The 19,762-nt window shown below is 35.8% G+C and carries 12 protein-coding genes and 1 tRNA gene; 8 read left to right on the forward strand and 5 right to left on the reverse strand.

The genetic code is table 11. The annotated features are described in order from the left end of the window. Nucleotides 1–30: 30 nt before the first annotated feature. A complete protein-coding gene (locus tag H6F32_RS03675; RefSeq protein ID WP_190367994.1) occupies nt 31–1,974 on the reverse strand; it encodes a long-chain fatty acid--CoA ligase in 1,944 nt (647 codons plus the stop codon). 339 nt (nt 1,975–2,313) lie between these two features. On the opposite strand from H6F32_RS03675, the gene H6F32_RS03680 reads away from it, so the two are divergent. After that, nucleotides 2,314–2,553 carry a hypothetical protein gene (locus H6F32_RS03680; protein WP_190367995.1) on the forward strand — a complete coding sequence of 80 codons (240 nt, stop codon included), beginning with the start codon at nt 2,314–2,316 and terminating at the stop codon, nt 2,551–2,553. An 801-nt stretch (nt 2,554–3,354) separates the two neighbouring features. Here H6F32_RS03680 and recQ read toward each other — a convergent pair. Beyond that, nucleotides 3,355–5,523, reverse strand: a complete 2,169-nt coding sequence (recQ, locus tag H6F32_RS03685) for a DNA helicase RecQ (RefSeq protein ID WP_190367996.1) — start codon at nt 5,521–5,523, stop codon at nt 3,355–3,357. Nucleotides 5,524–5,829: 306 nt separating this feature from the next. Further along, a complete protein-coding gene (locus H6F32_RS03690; protein WP_199294463.1) occupies nt 5,830–8,064 on the reverse strand; it encodes an IMS domain-containing protein in 2,235 nt (744 codons plus the stop codon). 269 nt (nt 8,065–8,333) lie between these two features. Between H6F32_RS03690 and H6F32_RS03695 the strand changes: the two genes are divergently transcribed. Continuing rightward, nucleotides 8,334–9,245 carry a TIGR04168 family protein gene (locus H6F32_RS03695; RefSeq protein WP_190367997.1) on the forward strand — a complete coding sequence of 304 codons (912 nt, stop codon included), beginning with the start codon at nt 8,334–8,336 and terminating at the stop codon, nt 9,243–9,245. 202 nt (nt 9,246–9,447) lie between these two features. Further along, a tRNA-Ser gene (locus tag H6F32_RS03700) sits at nt 9,448–9,532 on the forward strand. Between the two features lie 6 nt (nt 9,533–9,538). Here the strand turns inward: H6F32_RS03700 and pyrE are convergent. Continuing rightward, on the reverse strand, nt 9,539–10,147 hold the full coding sequence (gene pyrE / locus H6F32_RS03705) for an orotate phosphoribosyltransferase (protein ID WP_190367998.1): 609 nt from the start codon (nt 10,145–10,147) through the stop codon (nt 9,539–9,541). A gap of 465 nt (nt 10,148–10,612) precedes the next feature. Continuing rightward, complete coding sequence (locus H6F32_RS03710; protein ID WP_190367999.1) at nt 10,613–11,677, reverse strand: mannose-1-phosphate guanylyltransferase; 1,065 nt, start codon at nt 11,675–11,677, stop codon at nt 10,613–10,615. A 102-nt stretch (nt 11,678–11,779) separates the two neighbouring features. Between H6F32_RS03710 and H6F32_RS03715 the strand changes: the two genes are divergently transcribed. The 5 genes from H6F32_RS03715 to H6F32_RS03735 all read left to right on the forward strand — a co-directional run bounded on the left by H6F32_RS03715 (nt 11,780) and on the right by H6F32_RS03735 (nt 19,689). After that, a complete protein-coding gene (locus H6F32_RS03715; RefSeq protein WP_395939576.1) occupies nt 11,780–13,405 on the forward strand; it encodes an LCP family protein in 1,626 nt (541 codons plus the stop codon). Nucleotides 13,406–13,532: 127 nt separating this feature from the next. Next, nucleotides 13,533–14,021, forward strand: a complete 489-nt coding sequence (locus H6F32_RS03720; RefSeq protein ID WP_199294464.1) for a pentapeptide repeat-containing protein — start codon at nt 13,533–13,535, stop codon at nt 14,019–14,021. A gap of 649 nt (nt 14,022–14,670) precedes the next feature. Continuing rightward, nucleotides 14,671–16,275 (forward strand): murein biosynthesis integral membrane protein MurJ, encoded by a 1,605-nt coding sequence (murJ, locus tag H6F32_RS03725; RefSeq protein ID WP_190368000.1) that lies wholly within the window; start codon nt 14,671–14,673, stop codon nt 16,273–16,275. A 751-nt stretch (nt 16,276–17,026) separates the two neighbouring features. Next, a complete protein-coding gene (gene mgtE, locus H6F32_RS03730; protein ID WP_190368001.1) occupies nt 17,027–18,379 on the forward strand; it encodes a magnesium transporter in 1,353 nt (450 codons plus the stop codon). A 308-nt stretch (nt 18,380–18,687) separates the two neighbouring features. After that, nucleotides 18,688–19,689: an aspartate carbamoyltransferase catalytic subunit gene (locus H6F32_RS03735; protein WP_190368002.1), complete on the forward strand. Its 1,002-nt coding sequence runs from the start codon at nt 18,688–18,690 to the stop codon at nt 19,687–19,689. The last annotated feature ends 73 nt before the right edge of the window (nt 19,690–19,762 follow it).

A 19,762-nucleotide genomic window follows, 5' to 3' on the forward strand; every position in this document is an offset into this window, starting at 1 on the left:
TGTTTATGGAAAAAATACCCTTTTATAAGGCTATTTACTAAACATTCGGTTAATGATATCAGAGTATTTATCCATGACGATATGACGACGAATTTTTAAGGTTTGTGTCATTAGGCCATTTTCTATGGAAAATTGCTCTTCTATAAGTTGAAATGGTCCTATTCTATCATCGGCTCGATATCCAGGGCGGTTTTGCACTTCTGAGTTTATTTCTTGCCTAAATAAGTCCTGGACTATTTTACTCTCTAAGTCAATTTTTTCACTAACTATGTTTTGAGTTTCTAGCCATTTTTGTAATGCTTCGATATTGGGTACTATTAATGCTCCTAAACTCCGTTGATCTTGTCCCACTAACATGATTTGATCAATGTAGGGCGATCGCAAACAAGCATCTTCAATAGGTTGAGGTTCTATATTCTCACCATTGGTTAAAACTATGGTATCTTTAGCTCTTCCCGTCAAGACTAAATCATTTTGTAGTGTTACCCAACCCAAATCTCCACTATCAAACCATCCTTTACTATCTATAGCTTTAGCTGTAGCTTCTGGATTTTGATAGTATCCTTGCATGATTTGGGGACCTTTGAGTAGGACTAAACCTCTTTCCCCTGGAGGTAATGGTTTTCTGGTTTCAGGATGGACTATTTTTACTTCTGTTCCTGGTACGGGTTGTCCTGATGCTCCCAGTACATTTCGCCAAGGACGACGTGCATTTGTTACTGGTGCTGTCTCCGTAAGTCCATATCCTTGTAAGATGTTAATACCAACGGCTTCAAAAAAAGTGTCTATATGTCGAGGTAATGCACCACCCCCACTGAGGACGTGCTTTATTCTTCCGCCGGTAGCTTCCCGCACTTTTTGATATACTATTTTTTCGCCGAGTTTGTGTAAGGGTAGGATAATTACCGCTTGTATTTGGCTGGTTATTTTTTCTATGGGAGAGGGATTAGTTTTTTCTAATCTTAACCCTTTAGCGATTCCTTGTAGTCTCATATATTTGGTACTATTTCCCACAAGGAAGTTAATTAACTTTTGTTTAGTTGGAGGTTGATCTCTAAACTGCTTTTGTATTCCTTCGTAAATTGATTCCCACAAACGTGGAACAGCGATCATGTAATGGGGTTTATATTTTTTCAGGTCATTTTTAACTGAACGCAAATTAGTGTAAATCTGTGTACAACCTTGAGATAGTAAGTAATACTCGCCAGTACGTTCATAACTGTGCCATGTAGGTAAAATACTTAAAACCACTTCTCCCGGTGTAGGAGGAATTACTACCCCTAATGTAACAACTTGGTGTAATAAATTACGATGAGATAACATGACACCTTTAGGTTTTCCTGTGGTACCAGAGGTATATATTAGGGTTGCTAAATCTTCTAATTGTCTGGGTGCGGGTATAAAATTATGATTTGTGCCTATTTCTAAAAGTTGAGAAAAATTGAGAATTTGTAAACTGTCTTCTGGTGGTGTTTCATCAGATAGTAAAATTACAAATTGTATGGGTAAATCATTAAGACGTTCTCTTAATTTTTGCAATGTTTTAATATCTTCCACTACTAAAGCTGTACTACCACTATTAGCAATAATAAATAGTAATTCCTCTTTTTCAGCTTGGGAACTACGCACAGCGTTTACTGCACCTGCTGTCATAATACCTTGGTCAGCAATAAACCATCTAGGACTATTATCTGCTATTAAAGAAAGGCGATCGCCTGATTTCACACCTAATGATTGTAAACCATTGGCAAATAATTGGATATTTTCTGCTAATTCTCGATAGGTAATTTTAATTTCTGGTTTAGTATGGGGACTATGTAAAGCGACAATATTAGCAAACTTCTGAGCAGCTAAAGGCCACACCTCTGATAAACTATGAACATGGGTATAATCAGCTAAATTTCTTAGTGCCTGTCTTTCCTGATCAGAAATATTACTTAAAAAAGACGCTAGAGTAGGATTTGCTTGAATCATAGTTTGATTAAAGTTATTCAAGTGGTTTGTGTGTGATCATCAGAACCCGTAAAAAAGAAGTCAATGGTTTTGATCATGATTATCTAGTATAATTTATTGATGAAAATATTAAATGTGACACTTGTGTAAGTTAACTGCCTAATTTCTCACAAAAGTCTACCGTTTTTATCAAGATTTTTTGCTCCTATTTATAAAAACTTATGCTAAACTGATTTTATATAAAGTAAAACCTATGGTTTAAGCTAGTTTAATGACCAGCTTGAGTCATAAATGGGTGAGATTTTACCACCTTAACTTTATTAATTGTAATTTATGTGGGGGTGATTCCCAATAAGTTCGATGGAAGTATTATTAATTACTGTGATTAACGTTGCTGCTTGTATAACTTTGCCTAAACTATTATCTGTATTTTTAAGTCGTAAATCCCCCAATTGTCAAACTTCTAAAAAAGATTCTTCGTTAGCAGCAGCGAAAAACAAACTTACCAGTTTTCCGTACTGTACAGTTTACAATATAACTGGTACTCAATATTGTAAATTCAGACCGCGTTTTTGCGATCAATGTTCTCCCAATAGTTGATAGGAGTTAGGAGAACTGATAGAATGCCCAAGTCATCATTGCTCTAGCTGTTTTGTTCCTTAATTTCCGTTTCTTTTTGACAACCATTTGGGAAGTCTCAAAAGTAGGAAGTACAATCACATCATAGTTTTTAGCTAGATAGGAGCAAACTTGTTTATGGCACTCAGAACGGAGGTTTTTAATCTTAGTTCTGAGTCTTTCCATTGCTAGTCTTAGCTTGTATCTAAGTCGTTTGAATTTGTGTCCAATACTTAGATCATGTTTTGATTTAAGTTTATCAAGATGTGAGCAAAGTTTGGCTATTTTGCTGAAATCTCCACACTCTACTTTTTGTGTAATAGGGAAGACCAGTCATCCCTTTTTCCTGCTGATAACGTGCATTAAAGTTTGATTTAAACGATTTAAACTTGTGTAGCCAATAATTTTATACAGTTATTACATACAGTTATTACTACAATATCATATTCTCACAGCTAAACAAAGCATCCCTTCACCTAATTCCTTAACATTTCTTAACATTTGTACATAAATCTAAACATCATTTTCATTTATATCAATGACAAGAAATTCAAAAAATGGATTTTGTACAATTGTGGTCTTTTTAATGGAAACTAAAGATCATAACAAAAAAACCATAGCAAATTTCAGCAGTGAGAATAATTTATGACTTTAATTGATTGTGTATTCTTAACCATTGTTAGCACTGTTATTTGTTTAGCTTTACCCAGGTTATTATCCATAGCTTTTGCTAGAAAATCAACTCTTAACTAACTTTTAACTAATCTTAATTGAGATAATTAGTTAAGCCTTCTTCTTATCTCTTTTCCATCTGGCTTTCACTAACCGAATTTCCTCATAAGTGAAACTTTCGCCTAAATTTTCCCGAATTGGCGTTAGGGGAATATCCCCTAAAACCTCTAAAATTTGCCAGATTTTTTTCTGGCGTTCTAAAGGTATTAAATTATTTAAGTCTATGGGTTGATTTTTCTCAATTAAGTTCTCTATATGATTAACAATTGTACTAGGTTTAAGATGGCGATCGCGGGCGATTTCTTCTATACTAAAACCTTGTTTATATAATTCAAATGTAGTAATTTCCGTATCAGTGGGAAACTCTACAGAAGAATAATTTAACTGATAATTAGCAGGAATTTGGGAATTTTTATCTTTGACATAATCTTGAATTTCTGCTAAAAATCTTTCACCATATTGTGATAATTTATGACTACCAACTCCTGACAATTCACCAAATTCTTCTAGGGTTTTAGGCTGCATTTGTGCCATTAATTTTAAAGTAGAATCTTGAAAGATCATGTAAGGTGGTACATTTTGTTCATCTGCTATTTGTTTGCGCAGCGATCGCAGTCTATAATTAAGAATTTCAGCTTCCGCAGCTTTACTACTATTATTCTCATCCCAATTAGTTTTTTGTACCACAGGAACAGCAATAGAAACCGTTCTTTGTTTTCGCATTACTTCCCAACTTAAAGCATTAAGTTTTAACACAGAATAACCATCAGCAGTTTGTTCTAATAAACCTTGATGTAATAATGATCTGCCTAAAAGTCGCCATTCATCCACAGATTTTTCCTTACCTATACCATAGGTAGAAAGTTGATCATGACGGTTGAGAATAATTTTTTGATTTTTCGCTCCACGTAACACATCAATAATGTATGATATGCCATATCTTTCCTTACATCGTGCCACACAAGATAGAAATTTCATCGCGTCAATAGTGCAATCTTGTACAGGTTTAGGATAAAGACAATTATCACAATTACCACAATTTCCCGGAAATCTTTCGCCAAAATAACCTAATTGAATTGTTCTCCGACAATCTGTACCTTCAGCATAATCTATCACTTGACGTAATTGTTGTTTAGCGATTAATTGTTCTTGAGGATCGGGTTTTTGTCCAATAATAAATTCAATAGTTTTCACATCACCATAATTTAAAAATAGTGTACAACGGGAAGGTTCACCATCTCTACCAGCAAGTCCAGATTCTTGATAATAACTTTCTAAATTTTTAGGTAAATCATAATGAACTACAAATCTCACATCGGGTTTATTAATTCCCATTCCAAAGGCAATTGTTGCTACCATAATTCGCACATCATCCCGAATAAACCGAGTTTGATTTTTTGACCTTTCATCATCACTTAAACCAGCATGATAAGGTAAAGCAGAGATTTTATCATTTTGTAATTTAAAAGTTAATTCATCTACTTTTTTACGAGTTAAACAATAAATAATACCTGAACCTTGATGTTCTCTCACTATTTCTAATAAATCATTATAGGGACGTTTACTTTTAGTTTTTACTTCATAATAAAGATTTTGCCGATTAAAACTAGCTAGATGAACTGCCGGATCTTTTAATCCTAATTGTCTAATTATATCAGCCTTGACTCTATCCGTTGCGGTGGCTGTTAAAGCAATAGTAGAAACTTGAGGAAACCGCCTTTTTAATAACATTAATTGGCGATATTCTGGACGGAAATCATGACCCCATTCCGAGACACAATGGGCTTCATCAATAGCAAAGTTAGCAATTCCTATTTTTTCTTTAACTACGTCTAAAAGAGGTAAAAATCTGTCACTAATTAATCTTTCTGGAGCGACATATAATAACTTTATCTTACCATTCATGATCGCTTCTTCACGAGTGCGAACTTGATAAGTATTGAGACTACTATTCAGAAAAGTGGCAGGAATATTATTATTTCTTAATGCTTCTACCTGGTCTTGCATTAAGGCAATTAAAGGTGATACAACTACAGTTAAACCCTGTTTTAATAGTGCTGGTAATTGAAAACATAGAGATTTGCCACCTCCTGTGGGCATAATTACCATTAAATCACGATTTGCTAAGGCATCTTCAATAATTTCTCGTTGGCCAGGACGAAAATGATCATAACCAAAGTGATATTTGAGGTGTTTTTCCAGGTCGGGATACTGAAGCATGGTAAATGACTATAATTTTCCTGTCTATGTAGTTTATCATTAAGGTATGGCAATGATAACTCATTTTAGGTAATATGTCGTTATTATAAATATTAGCCTCAAGAATTGGCTAATATTTTTGATGATTATTTATCAAAATTACCAGGGAGTAAAGATTAGTTTGACTAATATTTGACTCATAAAATATTCAAGATATATATTCAAGATACCGGACTTCTTAAAGAAGTCCGGTATCTGTCACCTTGAATACTAATAATTGCACTTGTCTATTTATTTAATAGTGGTGGATATATATTATTGTAGTAATTAATCTACATTACTTTGAACAACGGACATACCTTGAATAATCCAACTATCTCCTTCACGAATTAAATCATAACGCACCCGTAAATTCTCATCGCTGTTTCTCTGCTTCACACCATTTTCATAAAACTCTGTTGATTCTCTTACTTTCGCTTCTACAATTACATTATCTGCACTTTTCTGATTTAATGACTCTACCTCCACACTATGTTCATAAACACGATAGCTATTATTTGCTGCTTCTTCCTTTACTACCCCTTGCCATTTAGTCAAGACTTGCCCCGTTAATATTTTACCTAAACCAGAAGTATCATGATTCTGTCCTAATGCTTGCGCTTTTGTATTTAACCAGCTTCTCACTACTTGCGTTGCTATTTCATTAGTCAATTCCCTATTTCTCGGTTTCGCTTGAGTGCGAGGATAAGGTATGTCTATCACAGGTTTATCTAGTGATATTTGCAACTGCTGTCCTTTTAAGTCTACACCAGAAAATAACGTATTTTTAGCCCATCCAAAAGTTGTGGACAGTAATAATACTGTGACTAATACTCCTGTTAAAAATAAAAATACTATCCATGCTAACCGAGTTTTTGCGTCCAACCTCTGTAACAACCTGTTACTACTTTTCCCATAGGCTAAAATAAGTTCTTTACCTTTCTGTAAAAAAGATTTGCGCCGACTGCGGGGACGATGCGCTTTCCCTGTACCTAGTGGGTGTGATTTAGTTGTAGGATGATAATAGTTGGTTCTATGATTTACCTTGACTCGCTGAGAAGGTTTTACAGGAATTTCTGAAGTAGTAGATGTATTTTGGTGATGATATTCAAATTGTCGTTGATAATGGGGTTCTAAGTTGGTTTGATTACTTCTTTGATAATTGTAATGAGCATAACTCACATCAGGCTGTGGAAAAGACTGATGATTAATTACAGACCATTCATCAGTATTTTGGGCATCTGTGGGTAGCGATTCCAAATATGCTTGTACCTGTTGATCTGCAAAATAATCTTTTAAAGCTGCTTTTTGTTTAACTAAATCTCGAAAATGGGGAAATACTTCCTGTTGTAACCATTGTTCAGTATATAAACACAATCCTGGCAATAAATCAGGCGCGTCCTGGGATTTTTCCCGAATCACAGCTAAAGCCTCGTATTCTTGACTTAATTCTAAAACACGAGTGGCTTCTTCTGTTTGCCCTAATAATAAAGCACAAAGTGACTGCTCCAAATGAACATCTTGACGTTTACCCAACCGTGTTAATAGTTGTTTGGCTTGGCGAATTAATGCTGGTTGACGCTGGACAAAACCCCTAGCAATTAAAGCATAAACAGCTAAATAGGTGGCTACAGGTGATGGACGTTTACTTTCAGACTCGAATATCTTATGTTGTTCTGCAACAGTTAAATAATGGCGAATTTGCTGAATAAAGCGGAGAAAATCATCTATATTTAATCCAGAATGATCATTATCCGTACCGTCAATACCACCACGATCTTGAAGAATACTTTGTAATAATTCTAAACCCTGACTGCGTTCAGCGGTTTGTGTAGTGGGTAATGCTAATAATTCTAAGATGCGATAGGGACGCAGTTTATAAATATCTGCTGTCATTTCTGCTCTCACAGTGGGGAATAAAGTTTCTTTAGCTAGTAATTCTTCGCCGGTTTCTAAAGATATAGCGGCATTTTCATAGTGTCCTTGTTGCCATTGTTCTCGTCCTAATTCCAGACAGGCTAACGCTACTGTCAGTATAATATCTGGTAAATCATGATGTTTTTCCAGTTCCCGGACACTGTGATGATGCCCAGTTTTTACGGGGACAGAACTAGGTTTTTTAGCCAGATAAGGACGACCTAGTTGTAATACTAACTCATATTCGCCCAACTCCTGGAGAATTAGTAAAGCGCCAACTAATTGATCACGAGTAATTTGGATAGTGAGATTGTTAGTGTCCTGATCTGGGGGATGATCAGGATGGGGTTGGTAAATATAAGATAGATAAATTTGATCATAACTTTTTCGTTGTTGATGATCTGATAATACTCGATAGGCCTTTTCAATAAGCTGTTTACGTGAGTTTATAGCCGCAGACGAATATTCCCGTCTGGGCAATTGGACAATGCGATCGCTATAAGCCTGATGCAATTGTTCCTCACTGGCTGCCAACGGTAATCCTAAAATTCGGTAGTAATCGAGAGCAATTCGCACAGCCGACTTCCCCTGTACTGCGATAGACATAATATTACCTAAACAATTCCAGGTTTGTAAACCGTGCCATATTTATGTTTGAGTTGCCACTGTACCATATTTGTAAATACTAGTAAATAGTGGTGTAAACAGTAGTATATTTATAGCTCAATTGTGGTTAATCTCTGACAGAAATCCACATTTATTAACATGGCTCTAGTTGACGGTTTTTCACCTAATTTACTTTTTTTTAATCATTGAATCTTATGCAAGTTGATTTTTAGTTGCATATCCTAAAGATAAATAACTACGAAAATAACATGATTCATCAGGAAAATCAATCAATAACTCTGAAAATTGCTGTAGTTGGCGATGTTCATGATCAATGGGAAGAAGCAGATGGTTTAGCACTAAAGCATCTAGGTGTAGATTTGGTGCTGTTTGTGGGGGATTTTGGTAATGAATCAGTATCAGTGGTTCGAGCGATCGCTGCTTTAGATATTCCTAAAGCAGCCGTGATGGGTAATCATGATGCTTGGTATACTGCTACCGAATGGGGAAGAAAAAAAGCACCCTATGATAAAACTAAGGAGGATCGAGTACAACAACAATTAGATTTATTAGGTAAATCTCATGTGGGCTATGGTAAACTAGACTTTCCGGAATGGAATTTAACGGTAGTGGGAGGTCGTCCTTTTACCTGGGGTGGCCATGAATGGAGATTTGCGGATATTTGTCAAGAAAGATTCGCTGTAGGATCTTTAGAAGAGTCCGCTATGAGAATCTTTGAAAATGTCAAAAACGCCCAAGGTGACTATATTATCTTTTTAGGACATAATGGACCTAGTGGTTTAGGCGAGCGACCAGAAGACCCCTGTGGCAAAGATTGGCCTCCCGTTGGTGGAGATTATGGCGATCCAGATTTAGCTGAAGCAATATCACTAAGTATCAATGCGTGCCGAAGAATTTCCCTGGTCACTTTTGGACACATGCACCGTCATTTACGCAACACTAAAAGCATTCAAAGACGGGCTGTATTTAGAAGTCCAGAAGGCATAATCTACTTAAATGCGGCTAATGTACCGCGTATTGTGGAACAAAACGGTGTAAAATTGAGGAATTTTTCCTTAGTCTTATTAGAAGATGGTCAAGTTACCCAAATATCTTTAGTATGGGTAGATAAGGACTTACAAATAGTCACGGAAGAGCTATTTTATAGATTTTTAAATTAAAGATCCCCGACTTCTTCAAGAAGTCGGGGATCTGACTTATGCAAGTGTCACACCAAAAATCTGTTGTAGGGTGCGGTTCTGTGATAAAGAAATTATAAAGATTATCAATTTTCTCCTTGAGTGGTGACAACCACATAAAGATATGCTATGATATTATCCGTAGGTTTATGTACTGACAGGTAATTCCATAATTAACTGACGTGGAGAGGTGGCAGAGTGGTCGAATGCGTCCGACTTGAAATCGGATGAGGCTAAAACCTCCGGGGGTTCGAATCCCCCCCTCTCCGTTGCTTTCAACTACGCTGATAATGTTGTTGTAAGTCAGTAATTGTGAACAAAGCCTGAAATTTTAACCCCACAGATTCATATAATTCACCTCCCCCTTGCAGTCTGTCAATAAGGGAAATTACCATGTCTACTTCATAACCTGCATCTTTTAAGCGTTTTACAGCTTTTAGTGCTGATTGTCCTGTGGTAACAACATCTTCTAAAACGACTATTTTCGCACCTGGGGCTAAAGTTGGACCTTCAATATAAGCCATTGTACCATGACCTTTAGCTTCTTTACGAATAATCAATGCAGGAAGAGGGCGATTTTCATATACCGATACTACACTCACAGCAGAAACAATAGGATCCGCGCCTAAAGTTAAACCTGCCACAGCTTGAGTATTTTCTGGTAACATTGGTAATAATAATCTTGCTAAAGCTGTAGCACCTTGAGGATCAAGAGTGACTTGTTTACCATTAATATAATAGGAACTACTTTGACCAGAAGAGAGAATAAAATCGCCTTCTTGATAAGCAACTTGACAAAATAAATCTAGTAATTTTTGGCGTAAAGTAATTAAATCACTATTAATTGCCCAAATATTGGAAGGTGTAGAAGTAAAATCAGACATGAGAAAAACGTTACTGTGATTACTGGGATAATTATGACACAAATTGCATTGTTTTAAAACCAACTGGGTTTCCGTACATTCTATGGAGTTCAACCACAAGTCAAACTCGATTCTAGACTAAGCTAATGTGCAGCACTCACTGTATAATTAAAAAACCTGAAGTTACAGTAGCACAAGCATCTTGCTTGTATTAATTATTCAAGTTAAAGGCACAACAGCTTATTAACCTTTGCTTTTAATGGTGTACCATAAAACCAACGCAAGAGCCATAAATAGCAACTAGGGTGTTATGTTGGTTGTATATAAATGTATAGGTTATCACTGTCATGTCCTCATTTATTGATAATTATAAAGATTGATAAAGACTCAAAATCATTTATTAACATAAAATATAACAAAATACTATTGATAGTTAAGTTATAATGAAGAATAAAGAATTTGAGCCTCTACCAAAGATTGTATACTTTATAATAGATTAGTAAATCTACTATCAGTTTGCAGGATTTTTAACACTTGTTTAATATCCTGAGTGCGGTGTTTATTAACTACCAGGGTGACATGGCGATCGCGCACAATTACCACATCTTCTAAACCAATGGTGACAATAACATCATCTGGATCAGAAGCATAAACGATAGCACCTTGAGTATCTAAATTTATATGGGTAGCCAATTCTACATTAGCTTGATCTTCCTGTTTGAGCAAGCGCTCAATAGCATTCCAATCACCAAGATCATCCCATGCAAAGGAAACTGGTAAAACATAAGCTAAACTAGTTTTTTCCATGAGTGCATAATCTATACTTTTTTTAGGTAATTGGGGATAAATATCCACACCAAATTGTTCTAAAGGTGTAATAATTTCTGGAGCATGGAGGTAGAGTTGTTCTAACACTACACCAGCACGAAAGACGAACATCCCAGCATTCCAGCTAAAACGTCCCGTTGATAAAAAAGTAGTGGCGGTTTCCCGATCCGGCTTTTCAGTAAAACGGTGGACATGATAGGCTGGTAAGTCATTAAAAACACCAATGTTTTCGCCTTGTTCAATATAACCATAACCAGTGGAGGGAAAATTCGGTTTGATCCCCAAAGTGACAATTGCTGGTTTGCTAGTAGCTAAAGCGATCGCAGCATGGATAGTATTTACAAATACATCTTGATCCGCGATCCAATGATCAGCAGGAAAGAAACCAATAATAGCATCATCACCATAACGCTTTTTAATTTCCAAAGTAGTCCAAGCGACGGCCGCTGCGGTATCTCTTCCCTGGGGTTCGATTAATAAATTAGATTCTGGTAAATTAGGAAGTTGTTCTTGTACACCTTGGGCGATCGCACTAGCGGTAACTACCCAAAGACGATCCCAGCCTCCAGCTAACTCTAATAATCTTGCGGCAGTGCCTTGAAGTAAACTATTAGGAGTACCATCAAGGCTTAAGAACTGTTTAGGGCGATTTAATCTACTTAGAGGCCAAAAACGTTCACCTTTACCGCCAGCGAGAATTACGGGAAAAAATAAATTATTCATATTGTCACAGCTATCAACAACAATCTAGTGTATAGGGAGTTGGGAGTTGGGAGTTGGGAGTTGGATATAAGTGTTAATTTAACGTAAAAACCATAACCAGCTATGGGAATTAATTCCCTGTCTAATGGGAATGATAGCCTAACCATAGCGCCTCCCAACTTCGCACTTCGCACTCTTCTGACTCCCAGATTTATTTACGTGGTTAAGTGGGGAAAAATTGTGATTAAACCAGTTCCATTGTCCGATAATCCAATGACAAATCAGCCAGTAGAAACAGAATTAGACGTTATACAAGATACTACATCAGAAAAGCCACTGCAAGCTCACAAGGTATATAGACCTGTAAAATCTGGAAAAACTCAACCACCAGTTAAAAAGCAACTTAATAATGCTGGTTCTGTGGTTGAATCAGTTGGATCTATCCCAGATGAATTGTATAAGCGATTAGGCTTGTCTATGCCTCAATGGTTATTGTGGCTGTTAACCATTGTTTTAGGAATCATCATCTCTGGGTTAATAGCATCAATTTTAGCATTGTGGACTCCTCTGTGGAGTAATTTAGATCAGCCTAAAGATGAGGATTTTACAGCTAATAATAAGGATCAGCCTAAATTAACCAGCGATGTATGGACTAAATTCTCTCAGTATAAACTCTCAAAACCCATGAATATTTTAGTCATGGGTATTGAACCAGTTAAAGGTGCTGTAGATGGTTCATTAGAGAGCTTTAGTGGTAGTAGTGATACAATGATGTTAGTGAGAGTAAATCCCAGCGATAAATCTATCCGCCTACTCTCAATACCCAGAGGAACGATGATCGCTATTCCTGAACAGGGATTAAATAAAGTATCAGAAGCTAATGCTAAAGGTGGACCTGTATTAGCCGCAAGAGTTGTTAGTCGTAGTTTAAGCAACGCACCTATAGATAGATATATTCGCATTTCTACTGGTAGTTTCCGACAGCTAGTTAATTTATTGGGGGGAGTAGATGTATTTGTACCCCAAGCTATGAATTATCAAGATACTAGTAGCGGGTTCAATATGAATTTGGTAAGTGGTTGGCAGACTTTAAACGGAGAACAAGCGGAAGCGTTTGCTCGTTACACAGAAGGATTTATGGGAGACTTACCTAGAGTGCAACGACAGCAAACACTAATCACTGCTTTAATGCAACGATTAAGCAATCCTTCTGTACTCAACAGATTACCTCAATTAACTCGCATTATGCGAAAATATTTCGATACCAACTTAAAAACGGAAGAAATTATGGCTTTAGCTAATTTTTCCTTGACTGTGGAAAGGGAGAAATTTCAAATGGCCATGTTACCTGGGACATTTAGCAAATTTAGCCAAGATCCTAACAGTTATTGGTTAAATTTGACAGGTCAACAAAGTTTACTTAATGATTATGCAGGTGTAAATGTACCCAGCTTGCAGGAAGATGTTAGACCTGTGTTAATTCGCAAAGTTGCTATACAAAATGGTACTAATAGACCTGAATTAACAGAAAAGGTTATTGCTTATTTAAAAGAAAAGGGATTTACAAACGTTTATGCAGTTGCCCCTTGGTCAGATAATCAACGTCAAACTCAGATTATTGTGCAAAAAGGAACTAGAGAAATAGGTCAAGAAATGCAAAAGGTTTTAGGATTAGGACAAGTTGAACTTTCTACTACCGGCGATTTAGAATCAGAGATAACCATTCGCATTGGTAAAGATTGGCAGTAGTAAAACATAACTAGGGGTAATTTATGAATTACCTCTACGGAAGAATAAGGATTTTAGCTACATCTTGTCTAAGTCTTGAGTTTTTTAAATTTGTTTAGTTTACTATTGATGACAAATAAACAAAGTTATGTACAAAACTTTATTATTTACTTTTGTTTTATCGGGATTTATTCTCATCTTTCATGTTCAAGCTGCTTTTGCACAAGTTAATACCATTAACTATAGCAATATGAACTTAGAAAACCGTGACTTTTCTCATATTGATTTAGTTGGTAGCACCTTTGTGGCCGCAGAAATGCGAGGAGCGAATTTTCAAGGATCTAATTTAACTAATGCCATATTAACAAAGGCTGTATTATTAAGAGCTAATTTAGAAGGGGCAAATTTAACAGATGCTTTAGTTGATCGTGTCACCTTAGATAGCGCTAATCTTAGAAATGCTAATTTCACAGGTGCAACTTTAACACGCAGTCGCTTTTATGATGCTGATGTTACTGGTGCTGATTTTACAGATGCACTAATTGATCGCTATCAAGTTACACTACTTTGTAAAACGGCCGATGGTGTTAATCCTATTACTGGTGTTTCCACTAGAGAAAGTTTAGGTTGTCGGTGATTTAGAATCACAAATAACCATTTGTTTGGTAGGGTACGTCAGACAGTATAAATCATGTGAATAACCAAATTGTTGATATCTGACGCACCCTACAACTGTGGACTAGATAGTGCCGACACTTCTAGGATAAAGCAAGAAGAAAAAGCAAACTTTTGTTAGCATTAGTTAGCTTTTTTGTATCGCCAATTTACCTGTATAATTTTCTAGTTCAGATAGAATTTCTGGGATCTGCATGATTATAAAACTTTAACTTTTATTAAGTTGCGTTAATATCTATTCCATTGCAGATGCATATATGATAGTAAAGACTATTAGAAATTTATTAAAAATTTATCTGGTCAATTGTTCACTATTTTACTTTATATAGTAACCTCAAATAGTGGTAATATGCAAAGTATCACTTTTTCATAAGAGGATGTTTGGAAAGGCAATTGGAAATCGCGTCTACACAGGCAAAACCTGCCTACGTAGGTTAAAAATCCTTGTTTTTTCCTTAGTCCACGCAGGTGGTCACTGATCCTGTACAGTAGCGAATTATATTCGCCCTATACTTTTAAAACATCATCTAAGTGATAATCTAAGTGATAAGTTTAAATATTAACCTATTATTTGTATTAATTAACTACTTACTTCAATAAACTTAAAGTTTGTGACACAAAAAGATCAAAAACCAACCCGTTCTTTTGCTGGTATTGCTGGTATTGTGGCAGTCGCCACATTTATTAGTAAAATATTTGGGTTAATTAGACAACAAACCATCGCAGCTGCTTTTGGTGTTGGTGCGGCCGCAACTGCTTATAGTTATGCTTATATTATTCCCGGTTTTCTATTAATATTATTAGGTGGGGTAAATGGACCATTACATAGTGCCATTATCAGTGTTTTAGCTAAGAATAAAAAAGAAGATGCTGCACCAATTGTAGAAACTGTAACTACTTTAGTAGGAGGAATACTATTAATATTAACAGTTGCCCAATATTTTGCTGCTGATATTATAGTTGATCTGGTGGGTCGTGGTTTACAAGCAAGTACAAGAGCGATCGCTATTCAACAAATTAAAATTATGTCACCGATGGCCTTATTTGCTGGTTTAATTGGTATTGGTTTTGGGACATTAAATGCAGCAAATCAATATTGGTTATTATCAATTAGTCCTTTATTATCTAGTATAACTGTTGTGATTGGTATTGCATTTTTAGGACTGCAATATGGCAGGGAAATTATTAAACCAGAATTTGCCTTTATTGGTGGTATGGTGTTAGCTTGGGGGACACTAGCCGGAGCAATTTTACAATGGATTGTACAATTAATTGTACAATGGCGTTTAGGATTAGGTAAATTAAAACTGCGGTTTAATTTCAAATCTCCACCAGTACAAGAAGTAATTAGAATTATGACACCTGCCACAATTTCCTCGGGAATGATGCCGATAAATGTAGCTACAGACCTTTATTTTGCTAGTCCTATTCCCGGTGCCGCCGCAGGTTTTAACTATGCCAATTTATTAGTACAAACTCCATTAGGCATCATTTCTAATATTATTCTATTGCCCTTATTACCCATATTTGCTAAACTATCAGCACCAGAAAATTGGCTAGATTTAAAATTACGTATTCGTCAAGGTTTACTACTAACTGCTGTCACTATGTTACCTTTGGGAGCATTAATGATAGCCTTAGCAGTACCCATAGTACAAATAGTTTATCAACGGGGAGCATTTAATCAAGAAGCAACTTCCTTAGTATCATCATTATTAATGGTTTATGGTGTAGGAATGTTTGTCTATTTAGCCAGAGATATTTTAGTTAGAGTATTTTATGCCTTAGGAGATGGAGAAACACCTTTTAAAATTAGTACCTTTAATATATTTTTAAATGGTGTTTTAGATTTAATTTTTGTGCAACCTTTTGGTGCCCAGGGTTTAATATTAGCTACAGTGGGAGTTAATTTAAGTTCCACAATTATGTTGTTATATTTACTCAATCGTAAATTAAATGGTATTCCTTGGCAAGAATGGAGTAAACCAATTTTAGGGTTATTAGGTGGTAGTATCATTAGTGGTGGAGTTAGTTATGCAGTGTTAATGGCTTCTCAACAAATTCTCGGTACACAAGGTTTAATAAATTTATTAATAGAATTATCTATTTCTGGAGTTTTTGGTATAGGAGTATTTGCATTGTTTAGCACTAAGATGAATATTCCTGAAATTAATGATTTTGTGCTGAAAATGCGCCAGAAAATTTGGAAAAGATAGCAGGTATAATTGATCATTGATAGCTGAATACACAAAGGATTTTTTGACTAATTAAAAACTAAGAACTTTTTAACATAAATAGGCAAGTTTTGCCCGTGTAGATGCGATTTCCCATCGCCGATTTTTGTTACTACTTACGCAAGTGTCACAGTAAAAAATCTGTTTATTTGCAAGCAAGATTTACAGCAGTTTCCCTTATTATGAGGTACAGATATTAATAAGCTAATGTGCAGCACTCACTGTATAATTAAAAAACGTGAAGTTACAGTAGCACAAGCATCTTGCTTGTATTAATTATTCAAGTTAAAGGCACAACAGCTTAACCCTTGTAACACAGGCATCTTGCTGTGTTGATAGTATACCTCATGTAGATGGAATGTGCTGTATACTGTCTGACGTGGTTGGTGAGCTTGTCGAACCACACCCTAGGAATCTGCCAGTTGCGTAAGTCTTGTTTGTAATAATTTAGACCTTGCAACTATCCTCTAACTACGGAATCCCCACTCCCGACTCCTGATAAATAAAATACTTGTGTATTTCACCACGTGGGATTAAACTAGTAATTAGCTAGTTCTAGGATCTTCAACACTGGGCTGAAATACCTAGAATTATGTCTTGACAAACTTATTCATGTTGAGTTCTGAAGATTTTTTATGGACAACAGTCCAACTGATGGTAGTAGTATCCTCCTCTAAGCTGGTGAGATGAGATAATCTCCTGGCGCGGAGGAGATTTTAGGAGGTATAGGATAATGCTTACACAAGATATTTGCAATTCTTTAATTGGGGTTACTGATTTAAACCAACTTAAATTGGATTTGAACAGTCTACAACCTGTGGACGTAGGTGAATATATTAGTAATTTACCAGAACAAGAAAGAGCGATCGCTTTTCGTCTATTAAATAAGTCCCAAGCTATAGATGTATTTGAATATTTACCTACAGATATTCAGGAAGAATTAATTAATTCTCTCCACGATATTCAAGTGGTTCAATTAGTAGAAGAAATGAGTCCCGATGAAAGGGCGGAATTATTTGATGAGTTACCCGCAGGAGTAGTTAAACGACTATTACAACAACTTAGTTCTGAACAAAGACAAGCCACAGCCACAATTTTGGGTTATCCAGAAGGAACTGCTGGCCGGGTAATGACTACAGAATATGTGAGGTTAAGACAAGGGTTAACTGTAGGAGAAGCATTAAGCAAAATTCGTCGTCAAGATGAAGATAAAGAAACAATTTATTATGCTTATGTTACGGACGATAATCGTAAATTAGTTAGTGTTGTATCCTTACGTCAATTATTATTTACCTTCCCTGATGTTTTAATTAAAGATATCGCTAGTGGCCATGTCATTAAGGTAAAAACCGAAACTTCTCAGGAAGAGGTGGCTAGAATTATGCAGCGTTATGATTTAATTGCTATTCCTGTGGTAGATAGGGAAGAAAGACTAGTGGGAATTATTACTATTGATGACGTTGTAGATATTTTAGAAGAAGAGGCCACCGAAGATATTCAAAAATTAGCAGGGGTAAGTGGTGATGAAGAAGCCCTATCTTCGCCATTATTAACAATTCGTAACCGTTTACCCTGGTTATTGGGGATTATGGCATTATATATTGGTGCTGCTAGTGCCATCGCCCCCTTTCAACAAGTAATTGCCGCCGTACCAGTATTAGCCGTAATTATGCCCATATTTTCTAACACGGGTGGTACTGTGGGTATTCAAGCCTTAACGGTGACTATTCGCGGTTTAGGAGTGGGAGAAGTTACTCCAGAAGACACCAGTAAAATTCTCCGTAAGGAACTATTAGCTGGTTTTGGTACAGCTTTAGCATTGGGTACAACAATGATGTTACTATCCTTAATCTGGGCTAAACCTCAAGAAAGATGGGTAGCTGTAGTTGCTGGTATGGTTATGGCTACTAATACCTTAGTAGCTGTAACATTGGGAACATTATTACCTATGGGATTGAAAAAGTTCAAGTTAGATCCTGCTTTAATGAGTGGACCGTTAGTAACTACGATGTTAGATACTATTGGATTTTTAACATTCTTAAGTATGATTTCTCTTGCTTTGAAGGTATTTCATTTTCCTAGTTAATTTGTTGATTGATCATTGGTGATTAGTAACATATAATTATTAACTAACAATTATTAATTAAAAATTATTAATCATCTCCAATAGACATTTGGTGGAAATCAATATAAAAACGGTTATGTAATTTTCACCACAGGTCTAATAAATAAGATGGCCACAACAACATTTATGCTCTTACAAAAACACGCAGTACACACCAAAATATGAACCAACTAATTGAGCTATTAACTATATAAAATGCTATTTGATATAAATTAGCATTAAAGTACAACTACAAAAGTTCATTCAATATAATATAACAGTAAAATTTTATGCCTAATACTACTTGGAATCGTCATCATATTCTCTCATTATCTGATTTTACTACATTTGAATATAATGCCGTTTTGCAAACTGCGGCCTCATTTCAAGAAGTGTTATCACGACGAACTAAAAAAGTACCAACTTTACAAGGGCAAGTGGTAGCAAATTTATTTTTTGAACCTTCTACTCGCACTCGTAGTAGTTTTGAAATAGCAGCAAAAAGACTCAGTGCAGATACTTTGAATTTCGCTTCTTCCACATCTTCTATGACAAAAGGAGAGACGATTTTAGATACCGCAAAAACTTATTTGGCCATGGGTACAGATATTATGGTAATACGCCATAAAGATGCAGGAGTACCCCAGGCGATCGCTCAAGAAATGGATAATTTAGGAGTTAAAGTTAGCGTATTAAATGCTGGAGATGGGCAACATGAACATCCATCCCAAGGGTTATTAGACTTATTCACAATTTGCAGTTTAATAGACCCAAATAATCCCAGAATTGAACTATTAAAAGGTAAAAAAATAGCCATAGTCGGTGATATTTTACATTCTCGTGTAGCCCGTTCTAACATTTGGAGTTTAACAGCTAGTGGCGCAGAAGTACATTTAGCCGCACCACCTACACTATTACCAAAATACTTTGCTGAATATCTAGGAGTAACAAAAGGATATCAACGTTTATTTACTCATTGGCACATAGAACCAGCTTTAGAAAATGCGGACTTTGTGATGACATTAAGACTACAAAAAGAAAGAATGACCTCTCATTTACTCCCCAGTTTAAGAGAATATCATCAATTATTTGGCCTTACCTATGATAGAATCAAAAAATGTCAACCTCATGTAAAAGTATTACATCCAGGACCCGTAAATAGAGGAGTGGAAATTAGTTCTGATTTAATGGACAATCCAGAAATTAGCTTAATACAAAATCAAGTAACTAGTGGTGTAGCAGTCAGAATGGCGCTATTATATTTTATAGGTAGTGGTCGTCATTACTCGTAGTTGAGCTTTAGCTCAACTCTTAATTACTCTTAGTTGAGCTTTAGTTCAAATTCGTAATTGGGCTTCATCCCAG

The organism is Anabaena sp. FACHB-1237 (genome assembly GCF_014696225.1).
GTDB lineage: Bacteria > Cyanobacteriota > Cyanobacteriia > Cyanobacteriales > Nostocaceae > FACHB-1237.